Consider the following 14909-nt stretch of genomic DNA (forward strand, 5'->3'; position numbering starts at 1 on the left):
ATACTCATCAATAATGATAAATTACTAAATGATTACTTAAAAGAAGTGCCAAATTTGAAATTTACTAAACTTTAGATATAATCAACGAAAATTAACAAATTAGGATAATAAATTGTCATTAGAATTATTACAAAAACAAGCAGATACGATTAGATTTTTAGCAGCTGATATGGTGCAAGCAGCAAACAGTGGACACCCTGGTGCTCCTATGGGTATGGCTGATATTGCTACAGTTTTAAGTAAATATTTAAAAGTTGATCCTACAAACTCTACATGGTTAAATAGAGATAGATTAGTATTTAGTGGTGGACATGCTTCAAGTATGGTTTATTCACTTTTACACCTTTGGGGATTTGATGTAACTATTGAAGATTTAAAACAATTCAGACAAACTGGTAGTAAAACTCCAGGACATCCAGAATATAAACATACACATGGTGTAGAGATTACTACTGGACCATTAGGACAAGGTGTTGCAAATGCAGTTGGTTTCGCTATGGCTTCATCATATGCTAAACATGAATTAAATACTACAAATGACGTAATAGATCATCATGTATACTGTTTTTGTGGTGATGGAGATTTACAAGAGGGTATTTCTTATGAAGCTTGTGCAACAGCAGGACACCAACAAACTTCAAACTTAACTATTATTTATGATTCAAATGACATTACTATTGAAGGTGATATCTCTATTGCTTGGAGTGAAGATGTAGCGAAAAGATTTGAAGCTATTAACTTTGATGTTATTACAATTGATGGTCATGATTTTGATGCTATTGATAAAGCTTTAGAGTCTTCAAGAAATAGTGATAAACCAACATTAATCATCGCTAAAACTGCTATTGGTAAAGGTGCTGCTACTATGGAAGGTTCTCACCATACTCATGGTGCTCCATTAGGTAACGATGAATTAGCTGCTTCTAAAACAAAAGCAGGATTTGATGCAAGTGCTTCATTTGTAGTAGATGCAGAAGTAAAAGCTGCTTTTGATAAATCAGTAACTGGTGCAGAGTTAAGTTCAGCTTGGACTGCATCTTTAACAGCTGAAGAAAATGATAAGTTAAATACACTTATTAATCCTTCTTTTGAAAATATCTCTTACCCAGATTTTTCAGAGGTTTCAGATATGGCGACAAGAGATTCTAACCATAAAGTTTTAAATGCAATTGCTAGTACAGTTCCAGGTTTCATTGGCGGTAGTGCAGATTTAGCTCCTTCAAATAAAACAGAACTTACAGGTATGGGAGATTTTCCAAAAGGAAGAAATATCCACTTTGGTATCAAAGAACATTCGATGGCTGCTATTACAAATGCTATGAATGTATATGGATTATTTAAAGTATTTAATGCAACATTCTTTATCTTCTCTGATTATTTAAAACCAGCTGCAAGAGTAGCAGCACTTTCAAATATCCCTACACATTTTGTATGGACTCATGATAGTATTGGTGTAGGTGAAGATGGTGCTACACATCAACCAATTGAGCAATTATCTCAATTTAGAGCTATGCCTAATTTCTATACATTTAGACCAGCTGATGCAACAGAAAATATCGAGTGTTGGAAAACTGCTCTTACTATGGATGCTCCTACAGGATTTGTATGTTCAAGACAAAAACTTAGAAATTTAAAAGGTGCTAAAGTTACTGGTGATGTTTCAAATGGTGGATATTTATTAGAAAAAAGAGAAGGTGCTGATGTAACTTTGATGGCTTCTGGTAGTGAAGTAGCACTTTGTTTAGACGCAGCGGCTGAATTAGAAAAACAAGATATCATTGTAAATGTTGTCTCTGTTCCTTGTTTTGATCTTTTATGTGAGCAAGATGAAGACTATATTGAAGAAATTATCAATATGGAAGAAACATTTGTAATCGCTGTAGAAGCTGCAACAGCTATAGAGTACTATAAATTTGCAGATCATGTTATCGGTATGAGTACATTTGGTGAAAGTGGACCTGCTGGTCAGTTATTTGATAAATTTGGTTTTACAACAGAAAAACTTGTTGCAAATATCAAAGAATTCGTTTCTTAGGAAATATTCTTAATTAATAGCCTTGGTCTGATATTTATATTAGACTAGCTATTATTTCCTATTTTAATAGAAAGAAAAAATATGTCTTACCAATCTTGGCATGAAGAACATGCACAAAAACACAAAAAACTCGTAGAAAAACTCTCACATCTTAGTGATGAGGAACTTATCCAATACTTTGACTTTGATAATATGGTAGAAAAAGAACCAGACTTTTGTGTAATGTATGCAAAAAATAAAAAATGTCACGATATGGAAACTCTTAATTGTTATCTGTGTGCCTGTCCCAACTTCCGAGTAGGGGAGAAATCAAGCACTTGTGATATAAATAGTAAGGATGGTGGTAGTATCACTTCAAAAGACGGTTTTGTACATCAAGACTGCTCTGGATGTACTGTACCACATAAAGTTAGTTATGTAAGAAAAAACTTCAGTAGAGACTGGAAAGAGGTTATGTCGAAAAACTTCGACTAATCTTCCTCTTCTGAGTCACTAATCATATCTGTAATCTCTTGATATAATTCAGCACATTCTTCTTTATCTAACTCTCTGTTTTCGATATCTTTTAAGATATCATTAAACTCATCTCTCATCTCATGAAGGTCTTTTATCTCTTCATTTTGTTCCTCTGTAGCATCTTTACTACTTGCAATATCAGCAAAAATCTCATCTAGTCTATCTTCGATATCTGGCATAACAGTTTCTTCAATTAATTCTTTTAATTTTAAATCACATCTTTTCATATAAATTTTCCTTTTTTTAGTTTGATTCTCTTAGATATATCAGTCTATACAACATTGGTACATAGTATAAGTTTAATACTGTAGCCCACAATATCCCAAAACCTAAAGCAACAGCCATAGGTTGTAAAATAAGAGATTGACCTGATGCAAAAAATATTAGAGTACTGAGTCCTAAAATAGTTGTCAAAGATGTCAATAAAATTGGACGAAGTCTTAATAGTGCATATTCTTTTAACTCTTCTATGTCTTTAGCTTTCTTTATAAAATCCATCATGATTATACCATCATTTACTATAACACCTGCTAATCCCACCATACCAATAAGTCCAGGCATAGTTAAATTTAGACCCATTACAAGATGTCCTATAAGTACACCTAAAATTGACAATGGAATAGTACTCAATATGATAAAAGATTTTATAATAGAATCAAACATCCAAACTAAAGATATAAAAATAAGAACAATAGCAATAAGAGCAGCTTCAGCCATCTCCTCTTGCACTTTTTTGTTCTCTTTTTGTTCCCCTTTAATATCTATAGTAACTGTTTTTTTGAGTTGTGTCAGTGTTGGTTGTAGTTTTGTATACACTTCATCACTTGTGATATCTCCACTGATACTTGCTGTTATACTTTGTATTGCTGTACCATCTTCTTTAAAAATTTGACTCAGTGTTGATATCTCTTGAAATGTCACAATCTCTTTTAGAAGTACTTTTTGAGTGCTATTTGGTATAGTAAGTTCAAATTGGTCTAGTGAGCTTTTGAGGTCTTTGTTTTTTGACTGCATCACAATCTCTACTATACCTTGAGCATCATACATTTTTGCAAAACTAGCTTTAAAATAAAAAGGTTTGAGTTCATTAACGATACCACTTTCAGTAAAACCTAACCTCTGACCATAACTATTTACTGAAAATTTTAGCTCTTTATTTCCTATTAAAACATCATTTGCAATATTTGTAATCCCTTTGATTAAAGCGAGTTCTTTTTCGATTGTTACTATAGCTTTTGCTAAAGCTTTTTTATTTTGACTATTTAAACTTAGCTCTATATCATGACTTACGATTCCAGCCCCTGGTACATAGATATTGAGTTCTGGGAACTTATTTGAGTTTACTTCTTCTTTGAGTACTTCATTTATTTTGTCAGATATTATTTGCGCTGGTTCTATTCTAGTCATATCTGTATCATCATATTTTGGACTTAAATATGGGTTGATATACTTATCAAAAAAGTTTGATGGTGCTCGCTCTTGAAGATTTACAAAAATTTGAAAATAAAACTCTTCATTTTGAGGAAGTTGTTTTCCATCTAGTTTAAGTCCTATAACTGAACTAATACTATCTATTTCAGTACCCAAATCAAAATTATCAAGAAGTTTTTTTTCTAGTTTTAATACAATCTCTTCTGTCTCATCGATATCATGCCCCACACCAACAGAACCAGAAACATATACTTGCGTAGTATCAAAATCTGGCATAAACTCAAACTTTAAAATTTTCCCTACACCCATAGTTGCTACAATAATAAATGCAAGTAATGAAACAAATGCTATATATTTCCATTTTAAAAGAAATGATAAAACTGTTCTATATAGTTTTTTGTTTTTTGTCCAAATATTATCTGCTTTTGCATCCTCTTTATTTACTTTTAGTGAGTGTTTTGCATGTAAAGGTAAAAAGAAAAATGCTTCTAAAAGAGAACTTACCAATAGTACAGATATCATGATAGGAAGTATCCTCATAAAAACGCCAGTTTCTCCTGTCATAAGTAAAATAGGTAAGAATGCAAAAATAGTTGTAGCTGTTGCAGTTAATACTGCAGGAAACATCTCTGTTGCACCATCAAGTGCTGCTGTCATCTTATCTTTTCCCATCTCGAGGTGTCTATAAATATTTTCTGCAACAACAATAGCTTCATCTACAAGCATACCAAGAGCTAAAAGTGCTCCTAAAAGAGATAACATATTTAAACTATATCCTAGTTGTTCTGCACTTACAAGTCCTATCATAAAACTTGTGGGTATTCCTATAGCTACAACAAAAGCGATTCTAAAGTTAATAAAAAAGAATAGGGCAGTTGATAAAAGAATAATTCCAAAAAGTATATTACTCACAACAGTATTTAGCCTGTTTTTTATCCAAATAGAAGTATCAGTATAAGTATCAAAAGTAACATCAGAATACTTCTTTTGTTCAATTTCTAAAATTTCTTTTATCTCTTTTACTAAAGCGATACTATCTCCACTACGACCTTTATTTATCCCTATAGACATATCTAGTTTACCGTTGTAGTGGGATTTTGTAGAGACATCGGCTAGTTTGTATTCTATGTTTGCAATATCTTTTAAATAAATAGATTGTGTATTAAATTTAAGTATTGTGTTATTGAGTTTAATTAAATCCTTTTCCCCATTTTGACTACTTAGATAGTAGTGTGAGCCTTTATCTTTAATGATACCAGCTGGAAAAATTGAACTAGTGTTGGCTATTGTATTTACTACTAAAGCTTTATTTAACCCATATGCTTCTATTTTTGCTTCATCAAAAGTAATAAGTAACTCTTTATCGCTATCTCCCCAAATAGTAACTTCACTTAAATCGCCTATTTTATTTACTTTTGTTTTAATACTATCTGCTATCTCTATTAGTTCTTCTCTTGATTTGTCTCCAAAAATAGCTATAGTTACAAGTGGAAAAGCACTCGTTATCTCTTTTACTGTTGGTTCATCCATATCTGTAGGTAAGTCAGATCGTATCTTTGTAACGATATCTTTTATATCATCCATAACATCAGTTACTTTATATCCACTTTTTAGTTTGATATTGATACTAAAAAAGCCTGTTTTTACTACCGTAGATATGGTATCTGCTTCACTGATACTTCCTAGTTCATCTTCTATTTTTTGGACAGCTAGTTTATTCAAGATATCACTACTAGCTCCTGCATAGTTACCGTTGATACTTATTGCATCTAAACTTGAAATAGGAAAAATCTCTTTAGGGATTTTCATATATGAAAATACAGATAAAATAAATACAAAAAGTAGTAACATATAGTTTAGTATTGGTTTTTCTAAACCAAATTTTATAATCGATTGTATCATCTATTTATCCAGTATTGTTTCATATATCTTAGAAACATCAAGTTTCGTTTTCATTACAGAGATAAACTCATCAATAGTTTTCTTTTTGTATATTTGAAATTTTTCATCATTGTAAAACCCATGTACAAATGTCCCTTTAATATTATTTTTTTGAAACTCTAAAGGGTACTTTTTGCTGATGCCGTGGTGTATCTCAAAACCTTCGCAATCATTCTTAAACACTTTGTATAATTGCTTCTTAAGTATCTTATCCTTCATAAAAATTATATTATCATCGATAAAACCTAATCCAGATTCTTTTGTAGGAACAGCAGTCTCAATACACAACTCATCGATGATATTTTCAAACATCATTTGATATCCCCCACAGATACCAGTGATAGATTTTTGTCTTGTTTTTAGTTGTTCAAATAATCCAGTTTCTTTTAACCAAAGAAGATCTTTTATCACGAGTTTACTTCCTGGAAGTATCACTTCATCAAATTTATCTAAAGATACATTTGAGCTTACAAACTCTAAACAGATATCTGTATCTGCAATTAGTGGTTCAAAATCATTGTAATTACTCATATATGGATATGCAATAACTGCAACTTTTTTTGTCGCTTTTGAACAGTTTTGAGTAAAGTTTTTTAAACTAGCGCTATCTTCAAAACCAAGATTAAAAGGCATATACGGAAGTACACCAAGTACAGGTATACCAAATCTCTCTTCAATGATTTTTACACCTTCATCAAACAGACTCATATCTCCTTGAAATTTATTGATAATAACACCAATAATATTTTTTCGTAGTTTTTCAGGAAGCAGATTATATACACCCCAAATTGAAGCAAAAACACCACCTTTTTGAATATCTGCAACAAGTATTATTTTTGTATTAAAATTATCAGCAATATAGATATTTGAGAGGTCTTTATCCATAAGATTTAGCTCCACAGGGCTTCCTGCACCTTCACAAACTAAACAATCATATTTATCATCTAAATAGTTAAAACACCTATCTACAGCAGGTTTAAGTACATCGAGGTCTCGATAATATTCTCTTACATCTTTATTTTGTACAACTTCACCTTCTACTATTAATGAAGCGCTACTTCCTCGACCAGATTTAAGGAGTACAGGATTGAGGTGATATGATGTTTCTATGTTTAAAACATCTGCTTGAAAGTATTGGGCTATTGCTATCTCTTTACCATCATCACATACATGAGAGTTATTAGAAACGTTTTGTGCTTTAAATGGGGCAACATCATAACCCATATCTTGTAAAATACGAGCGATAACAAAAGTAATGGTTGATTTACCAGCATCACTACTTGTACCAAAAATACTGATATTTTTCATAACTATCGTGGCAAAGTTATTATAAACTCTGCCCCTGTGTATATTGTTTGATTGTAATCATAAGTTCTATTGTGTACTTCTATATTACCATTCATTCCCTCTACAATTAGAGTGTATGTCATATGCAGTCCCAAGCCTGTTCCTTGCATTTTATGTTTTGTTGTAAAGTAAGGCTCAAATATTTTGTGAATAATATTCTCATCAATGCCTCCTGCATTATCCTTGATATATATTTTTATTTCATTATCAATAATCTCACTTGTAATAAAAATATATTTTAAACCTATCTCTTGTTCATGAAATGCATCTTTCGCGTTATTGTAAATATTAATAAAACACTGAACAAGTTCATTTGGATAACCATCTATAGCTATCTCTTCATCGATATCAACAATTATTTCAATAACCTCTTTTTTAGAAGAACCCTCGATTAAATGTAGGAAACTATCTATATCATTTTTTAAAGAAAATACTTTCTTTTCTCGATCACCTTTTATATAGTTTCTAAAATCATCGATTGTTTGAGAGAGGTATTGTGCATGTTTATTGATGTTTCCACACGCTTCTAGAAGTGCTTCATCTGTTAATATTCCATACTCTTTTTTTGCAATAATCCCTGTTGCTCCTGTAGAGATTGCAGAGAGTGGTTGTCTCCACTGATGAGCAATATTTCCAATCATCTCACCCATACTAACCATTTTGTCAGATTGAAATAGTTTTGTTTCTATCTCTTTACTTTTAGCAACCTCAATAATAATTTTTTGTTCTAAATTTTCATTAAGATCTTTTAATTCTGCTGTTTTTATATTTACGGCTTCTTCTAATTTTTGTTTTTGATTGAGTGTTTTATAGATAAAATAAAAAAGTATTAATAACCCAATAAATAAAATAATTCGAATATAGTTTGTATTATTTATCGTTACTTTAATAAAATCATCTTTTTCATAAGAAACAATCCATGCTAAAATTTCTTTATTGATATTATTATGGATTGGTAAAAAAGAGATCACATCTGCTGAGTCATTAATACTATTATCAATATTATATATTGCAAATGGTTTCCCTTTGGATACTTTTTGTTTAATTATAGACTTAATACCTTTTACTTTTTGTTCTACAAGAACATGATATTCATCTTTTGTATGACTCTTTGGCATACTAATCATGTATTTATCATGTTCAATACTTTGACTATATTGAACTACTAAATGGTCTCTTTTCCAAGCTTTAGCATCAAATATACTTTTACATACTAAAAAATGAGTATGGATATTTGCAACATTCGTAAAATTGTCTTGAAGATATTCACTTGAAAAAGAGATCTCTATAGCCCCCAAATGTTTTTTATCTTTATTAAAAATAGGATACACATTTCGAAAAGCATGTGCGGTTCTTCCTTGTGCAAAACCACGAATTACTTTTTTTGTTTCATTTACATACTTAAAATCTGATCGAATATTAGTTAAATTATCCCCATATTTAGAAACTTTATGAAATCGTAAAAAAACTGTATTGTCAGGGAACACAAAGTGGTATTGTAAAACACCTCTTTTAAGAAGTTCTTTATATTTATCACTGAAAAGAGTATAAAGTTCTGCTCTTAATAAATCTCTTTTTTGTTGATTGTTGGTTTCTAAAGCATTTTCAAATATTGTTAAAAATTGTTGATTGTTGACTGTGGATTGATATGCAATATCTGCCGTTATTTGCTCTTGGTTAAGCAAGACTTTATAGTGGCTTTGTAGTTTTTGTATGTGCGTTTTGAGTGAAATATTGATTCTTTCTTCTTTATTGATATCTGATAAGAAAAAAATTATTATATTTATAATAATAAATGAAACAAAAAGAAACAGTTGTAATCGATTTTTGATTTTACATCCTTCATATTTTATATAAAATTACAATACATTATATAAAATATAATTTTACTATATTTAGTTTTAAAACTCTTTAATTTTTTATATATGAGAATTTAATAAAAAATCAAAATGGCTATATTTAGGTAGATAATCTCTTGTATCTCTATTGTAAACCCTAATGTATCGCCATTCAGAAATCCCAAATTTTTTTTGAGTTTGGATAATATAAGTTTTGTAAAAAGATGAAAAGGTAAAAAAAGAAGTTTAACAAAAACAGATGTTTTAAAAGATTCTTGAATACTTTTGATAAATAGACTACTTTTATGGTACTCTAAATCTAAAGCAAAAAATAAAGAGCTACGACTTAATACAAAAGCTAAAATAAGTACAATATAAGCTTCACTATAAAGTAAAAAAGCAATAGCAAGTACTTTGAGTAAAACAAAACAAAATCCACCAATAGCCCCAATAGCTCCAACCTGTGGTTCATGCATCACCTCATACACATCTTTTTTACTTAATGATGCAAAATATCCATCAATAGTATCACAAACAGCTTCTAGATGTAAAAAACCATAAGAGAAAAGATATAAAATAGAACATAAAATTGCTTTATAAATTGTAGGTAAAGGGAGTACTAAAAATAACAGAATCATTACACTTGATAAAACTAAGCCTACCAAAGGAAGACTAAATAGTACTCCTTTGTAAAAATCATTATTTGCTTCAAATTTCTTAACTTTTATGGGAATAATAGAGAAGTATGATATACCATATTTTAAACCATTTAATAAATCTTTCATTTTAACCTTTTTTTTATACCAAGTTTGACTTCATATATTTCATCACAAAATGAAGCTAATTTTTGACCAATGATTCCTGTAGTATCTACAAACTTTCTACTTATTTTATCTATAGGAATGACTCCACTATTAACATCATTGAGAACAAAAACTATATTTGTATTTAGTTTCTTTAATTGTTTTAGTTGTTTTGAAAGTATATTGATATCTTCTTCAATATGATTTAAAATCCACATCGAGATACAATCTATAAGGTATGTTTCACCTTCTTTTATCACTTTAGGTAAATTTGTAGTTTCTTCTATAGTAGTGAAGTTGTTTTTTCTTTGTTTTTTATGGGCTTTTACTCTTTTTTTCATCTCATCATCAAAATAACTATCATCATAAGTAGCTATATAAAAAGGTTTTTTAGAGGTTTTTTTAGCTAGTTTTATAGCTTTTTTTTCAGCTAATTTAGACTTGCCAGATTTTTGTCCACCAAAATATAATATGAACATATTATTTTAAAAACTCTTCTACTTGTTTTGTGATTTGTTCTTTGTTCAGTCCATTTATCATTCCATACACTAAAGCTCCACCAGCTCCTACACCTTCTTTTGCTTCACCGTCATCATAAAGCTTTAAAGCAGGGTGTTTTGAACCAAAAAAATTAAAATCGGCATAATAACTATTTATAGTAAAATTACACATATTTAAGAGTGCTTCTATATCACTATTTGTATCATTTGCTATCCATGATGTAGTTGCGAGTGCTAAGTTTGAGGTTTCTATTTCACCTTGCATTACTTCTAATATTTTATTTACTACTAAAAGAACACACACCATTTGAGTTCCACCAGCTAATATTATAGGCGTTGAGTTATTTAAGCCTAAAATAAATCCAGCATTAAATATAATCATATTATCAGATATACTACCAAGTATTTTAAAAATATCATCATTTAAAGATATATTTTTTAAAGCATCTTGAATAGTATTTTCTCGTACATCATTTGGAACATCTTTAAAACTACTACTGAAATTTTTACTTGCGTCATATCCTAAAGCTAATGCCGTAGCTTTTGCAGTTGTTGTACCACTTGGTACTGATTCACCTAAAATGATATAGTCATCTTTACATTTATATTTTTGTCCAAATGCAACACCTTGCTGAAAAAGACTTTGTGCATCTATATTTGCACCATCACTTATACTTCCACTTGGTTTGATACTAAAATCATGTATTTTAAAGTAATCTATTTTAGGAAGTTTTTCTAGTCCTAGATTGATAAGTTCTATATTTGAAAATGGATTTAAAAGATGTATAGCTCTTGTTATCAAAGCAGGAGTTGGTACACCTTTTGGAGTAGCTGCGACATTACCTAAACTTCGAACCTCACCTGTAGTTAAAAATTCACTATCTAATGTAGGAGTTAGATAAATTTTACCTGGTATTCCTGCTTGTGTGATGCCTTCTATATTTGCTGTGTCTGTATTTGACATAGCTAACATAAATGTAGCTTTTTTACCTCGTAAACTTTCAATAAAGTCTATCTTTCCAGTAATATTATGAATCATTTTTATCCTTTATAATATATTTATAAAATTATTTGTAATAGTATCAAAATTAATACTATAAATATATCAAAACGCACTCGTAATTTCAAAGAATTTAAAATATCCTCTTTTGATATATCAACTTTTCCTTCACTAAAGTTAGGTTTGTGTTTGATTTTTCCAAAATAGGAGGTATCTCCACCAAGTTTAACACCTATACTAAATCCCAATGCACTTATAGGATAACCAGCGTTTGGACTTTCATGAAGTTTCCCATACGAAAATATTTTTTTGATTATGTTGATTTTCCCAAAAAGTATCGCAATAATTATTGCAGTTAAACGAGAAGGGATATAATTAACCACATCATCTAAAATAGCAGAAAATTTACCAAACTTTTCATATCTTTCATTTCTATAACCAACCATCGAATCTAAAGTATTTATAGCTTTATATATAAAAAGACCAACTATACCAAAACAAAAAAGATAAAAAAGAGGGGCTACTATACCATCACTAAAGTTTTCTCCATAAGTTTCTATTGCCGCTTTGTTTATATCACTATTATTTAAATATTTTGTATCTCTGCTAACTAAATATTTTATATTTTGAGGATTTGATACTATATCTTTAACACTATCGTATAACATTTTAGATGCTATTCCAGCAGAAGCTATGACTGCTAAGACATAAACATTTGAGATAAAATATGTAATAGAGTAAGTAATGTAAAAAACAATAAAGAGTAATGATAAAGTTAATAAAGTACCACGAATGACTGAGTCTTTATAAAATCTTTTTTCAAAGTATTTAATAAAATTTCCCATATATACTACAGGATGTTTTATATAGATATTATATTTAAACTCGCCAAAAACTCTATCTATGAGGTAAGCTATTAAAGTAAGTGTTATATACATATAGAATCTAATGCCTTTTTTAGTTTTTCTAAATTTTTAGTACTTTTTACAGCAATTCGTACAAATTCATCATCTAAAAAGTCAAAATTGGAACAATCTCTTATCATTATTTTATATGGCTTTAATAACTCTTGAAGTTTTTGTGCATTTATTTCTTTTAATTGTACTAAAACAAAATTGGCTGATGAGTCAAAGATATGATTTGTATATTTGAACTCTTTTAATATTTTTACTAGATATTCTTTATTTGTAATGTTTACTGCTTTTGATATTTGAGGAAATTTTTTATCTTTTATAACCTCATTTACATAAGCCATATCAAGTTCAGATATTTTCCACATCGGTTCATATTTTTTAATAGCTTCGATATTTTTAACAGATGATACAACACTTCCTATTCGCACCCCTGCACAAGAGTAAAATTTCGTAAGAGATTTTAAAACATACAGTTTATCGTACTTATTAATATACTCCAAACAAGATTTTTGCATAGAAAATTCTATAAATGATTCATCGATTAAAATAGTACAGTTTTTTTCCATCCACTTAGAAAGTAGGGCATCAATATCATAAAAACTACCATCGGGCGTGCTAGGATTTACAAATACTACTAAAGAATTTTCTTCAACCTCAATATCAAGATCTACAAAACGATTTACTAGTTCTAGATGATAGTCAAAAGTATGTGCTGCTTTTTTATACTCTAAATAAGCAGGTGAATATATGTAGCATAGTCTTGTATCAAAGAGTTTGAAAAGAGAAAAGATAGCAGAACTAGCGCCATTAAATAATTCTAATTCACTATCTTCTATTTTATATAAATTTGCAATATTTTTATAAAGTTTTTCATAAGTAGGATATGAAGAGATATCTATAGTATTAAAATCGATATTTTTATCAGGTTTGATAAAATTAATATTTGATGATAAATCTATCACTTCATTCAAACCACAACCAATCTCAAGTGCAAAACCCTTTACATCTCCACCATGTTTAAAATTCATAAATTTTTCAACCTTTTTAATAATTCTTTATAATCTCGATTATTCAAATATCTTGTAGTTGTATAATATAACAAAGCATATTTTATATACGATTTAAACTCTTTTATATCTATATCTAAGCCATATGAATCAAGTAGTATTTGTACTTTTTTTTCATTTAACATATCTTTTTCATAACACCAAGATAATGCTACAACAGCTAAGTCAAATACAAAATCACCCTCACAAGCTTCTATAAAATCAAATACTCCACTTAAAATATCATCTTTAAATTTTGCATTATCACAAAAAAGATCACCATGTATTACACCATCATTTTTAAATTCACAATGAATGGTATTAAAATAGTTTAAAAATAAAGGTTCTTTTGTTTGTAGTATAAGATTTTTTAAATACTTTTTATTATAAATTTTTTTATTTGAAGATGACAAGTTTTTTGAAATACTATGAAACTCTTTTAAAAAAACTGCAATTTGTTTTATATGAAATATTGTAGGTTCAACTATACTTTTTCCACACATTTGAGTATAAAATACCATTGTATTGTTATCTTTTTTGTATATATCTAAAAGTTTTGGTACACAAAGTATTTCTAAATTTTCTAAAAGTTTTTGTTCATTTAAAATAGCTTCTTGTGTAGTGTCTTCTACTATTTTTAAAACATATTTATTTTCTAATAGATATACACTATGAGTAAGACCATCTTTTGTTTCAATTAGATTAAACTCTTTATATTTTAGTGGAAGTTCACCTTTTGTAATTACTGTTTTAATTCCCATTTTTATTTTCTGTATCTAATAAATAAAAATAACTATGACCCAAATATATAATATAAAAAATAGATATAAAAAATGCAACAAAGGGAATAAGAGAAACTACATATAAAAACAGAGTTTTTCCTCTAAATGATGACTTGTTAAAATAATATAAATGTTTGAATCTTTCATATGACATAATATTTGCACTCACATCATAGTTTAACATTTTATGAAAAAGATAAAAAAATGGTAAGTTAATAGCGATAATATTAATAACAGGTATAAAATATAAAGGTATAAATAAAATGAGTAATACTACCATCACTAGTGTAGTCTTTAAAAGTTTAAATGTACTTCCAACAGCAGTATCATAACCCTCTTCAAGTTGTAAGTGAGAATAGTGTCTTTTATGAATAGTATGTAAAATCTTTGGTGTTAAAAAACCTACAATAATAAGAGAGGTAAATATACTCAAATATCCTATAGCAAATAAACCAATAGTATAAACTAAAAAACTCACTATCCACGATGTTACAGTATATCTAAGTAAAAAATCTATAATCGAACTACCTGTATATGTTTCATCTGAAGAAGTTTCATGGACTACTCCGTTTTCTACCATAGTTTGGTGTTGTTGTATTTGTATTTGTGTTTCTTCTAAATGAGAAAGTCCCATATCTGCAATAGCATAAAACATAATCATCATCACCAAAAAACTTCCTATAAGAGGAAATACAATCAGCTTCAACATATCTTTAGTAAAATAATCCTTTATACTTAACTCAAGTAATCTCATAC

Annotated in this window: 13 protein-coding genes; 2 read left to right on the forward strand and 11 right to left on the reverse strand. The window is 29.0% G+C overall.

The window, feature by feature from the left end:
- Nucleotides 1-112 precede the first annotated feature (112 nt).
- The gene (gene tkt / locus ACMCMH_RS10975) at nucleotides 113-2035 is read left to right on the forward strand and encodes a transketolase (protein ID WP_412725513.1); all 1923 of its coding nucleotides are present in this window, start codon (nucleotides 113-115) and stop codon (nucleotides 2033-2035) included.
- 81 nt (nucleotides 2036-2116) lie between these two features.
- Complete coding sequence (locus ACMCMH_RS10980; protein ID WP_412725515.1) at nucleotides 2117-2509, forward strand: hypothetical protein; 393 nt, start codon at nucleotides 2117-2119, stop codon at nucleotides 2507-2509.
- On the opposite strand, the gene ACMCMH_RS10985 is transcribed toward ACMCMH_RS10980, so the two are convergent.
- From ACMCMH_RS10985 to ACMCMH_RS11035, 11 genes are all read right to left on the reverse strand, one after another.
- A complete protein-coding gene (locus ACMCMH_RS10985; RefSeq protein WP_412725517.1) occupies nucleotides 2506-2778 on the reverse strand; it encodes a hypothetical protein in 273 nt (90 codons plus the stop codon). The genes ACMCMH_RS10980 and ACMCMH_RS10985 overlap by 4 nt on opposite strands.
- 16 nt (nucleotides 2779-2794) lie before the next feature.
- Nucleotides 2795-5884 (reverse strand): efflux RND transporter permease subunit, encoded by a 3090-nt coding sequence (locus ACMCMH_RS10990; RefSeq protein ID WP_412725519.1) that lies wholly within the window; start codon nucleotides 5882-5884, stop codon nucleotides 2795-2797.
- Nucleotides 5885-7231: a cobyric acid synthase gene (locus ACMCMH_RS10995; RefSeq protein ID WP_412725521.1), complete on the reverse strand. Its 1347-nt coding sequence runs from the start codon at nucleotides 7229-7231 to the stop codon at nucleotides 5885-5887.
- 2 nt (nucleotides 7232-7233) lie between these two features.
- Nucleotides 7234-8955, reverse strand: coding sequence for a sensor histidine kinase (locus tag ACMCMH_RS11000; protein ID WP_412725523.1), 1722 nt, complete (start codon nucleotides 8953-8955; stop codon nucleotides 7234-7236).
- Between the two features lie 248 nt (nucleotides 8956-9203).
- Nucleotides 9204-9893 carry an adenosylcobinamide-GDP ribazoletransferase gene (locus ACMCMH_RS11005; RefSeq protein ID WP_412725525.1) on the reverse strand — a complete coding sequence of 230 codons (690 nt, stop codon included), beginning with the start codon at nucleotides 9891-9893 and terminating at the stop codon, nucleotides 9204-9206.
- Nucleotides 9890-10390 carry a bifunctional adenosylcobinamide kinase/adenosylcobinamide-phosphate guanylyltransferase gene (locus ACMCMH_RS11010; protein WP_412725527.1) on the reverse strand — a complete coding sequence of 167 codons (501 nt, stop codon included), beginning with the start codon at nucleotides 10388-10390 and terminating at the stop codon, nucleotides 9890-9892. The genes ACMCMH_RS11005 and ACMCMH_RS11010 overlap by 4 nt, the downstream gene beginning before the upstream one ends.
- A 1-nt stretch (nucleotide 10391) precedes the next feature.
- Nucleotides 10392-11450, reverse strand: a complete 1059-nt coding sequence (cobT, locus tag ACMCMH_RS11015) for a nicotinate mononucleotide-dependent phosphoribosyltransferase CobT (RefSeq protein ID WP_412725529.1) — start codon at nucleotides 11448-11450, stop codon at nucleotides 10392-10394.
- A 20-nt stretch (nucleotides 11451-11470) separates the two neighbouring features.
- Nucleotides 11471-12349: an adenosylcobinamide-phosphate synthase CbiB gene (cbiB, locus tag ACMCMH_RS11020; RefSeq protein ID WP_412725531.1), complete on the reverse strand. Its 879-nt coding sequence runs from the start codon at nucleotides 12347-12349 to the stop codon at nucleotides 11471-11473.
- Nucleotides 12340-13353, reverse strand: a complete 1014-nt coding sequence (locus ACMCMH_RS11025; protein ID WP_412725533.1) for an aminotransferase class I/II-fold pyridoxal phosphate-dependent enzyme — start codon at nucleotides 13351-13353, stop codon at nucleotides 12340-12342. The genes cbiB and ACMCMH_RS11025 overlap by 10 nt, the downstream gene beginning before the upstream one ends.
- On the reverse strand, nucleotides 13350-14132 hold the full coding sequence (locus ACMCMH_RS11030) for a phosphotransferase (RefSeq protein ID WP_412725535.1): 783 nt from the start codon (nucleotides 14130-14132) through the stop codon (nucleotides 13350-13352). Before ACMCMH_RS11030 ends, ACMCMH_RS11025 begins: the two co-directional genes overlap by 4 nt.
- Nucleotides 14122-14907: an EI24 domain-containing protein gene (locus tag ACMCMH_RS11035; RefSeq protein WP_412725537.1), complete on the reverse strand. Its 786-nt coding sequence runs from the start codon at nucleotides 14905-14907 to the stop codon at nucleotides 14122-14124. The genes ACMCMH_RS11030 and ACMCMH_RS11035 overlap by 11 nt, the downstream gene beginning before the upstream one ends.
- Nucleotides 14908-14909: the final 2 nt, after the last annotated feature.

The organism is Arcobacter sp. 15-2 (assembly GCF_047159865.1).
GTDB lineage: Bacteria > Campylobacterota > Campylobacteria > Campylobacterales > Arcobacteraceae > JAIOSF01.

Bases quoted from the DNA above. Each gene is read 5' to 3' on its own strand.
- ACMCMH_RS10980 (WP_412725515.1), top strand. From the start codon at position 2,117: ATGTCTTACCAATCTTGGCATGAAGAACATGCACAAAAACACAAAAAA.
- cobT (WP_412725529.1), bottom strand. From the start codon at position 11,450: ATGATTCATAATATTACTGGAAAGATAGACTTTATTGAAAGTTTACGA.
- ACMCMH_RS11035 (WP_412725537.1), bottom strand. From the start codon at position 14,907: ATGAGATTACTTGAGTTAAGTATAAAGGATTATTTTACTAAAGATATG.
- ACMCMH_RS10990 (WP_412725519.1), bottom strand. From the start codon at position 5,884: ATGATACAATCGATTATAAAATTTGGTTTAGAAAAACCAATACTAAAC.
- ACMCMH_RS11005 (WP_412725525.1), bottom strand. From the start codon at position 9,893: ATGAAAGATTTATTAAATGGTTTAAAATATGGTATATCATACTTCTCT.
- ACMCMH_RS10995 (WP_412725521.1), bottom strand. From the start codon at position 7,231: ATGAAAAATATCAGTATTTTTGGTACAAGTAGTGATGCTGGTAAATCA.
- ACMCMH_RS11010 (WP_412725527.1), bottom strand. From the start codon at position 10,390: ATGTTCATATTATATTTTGGTGGACAAAAATCTGGCAAGTCTAAATTA.
- ACMCMH_RS10985 (WP_412725517.1), bottom strand. From the start codon at position 2,778: ATGAAAAGATGTGATTTAAAATTAAAAGAATTAATTGAAGAAACTGTT.
- ACMCMH_RS11025 (WP_412725533.1), bottom strand. From the start codon at position 13,353: ATGAATTTTAAACATGGTGGAGATGTAAAGGGTTTTGCACTTGAGATT.
- cbiB (WP_412725531.1), bottom strand. From the start codon at position 12,349: ATGTATATAACACTTACTTTAATAGCTTACCTCATAGATAGAGTTTTT.
- ACMCMH_RS11030 (WP_412725535.1), bottom strand. From the start codon at position 14,132: ATGGGAATTAAAACAGTAATTACAAAAGGTGAACTTCCACTAAAATAT.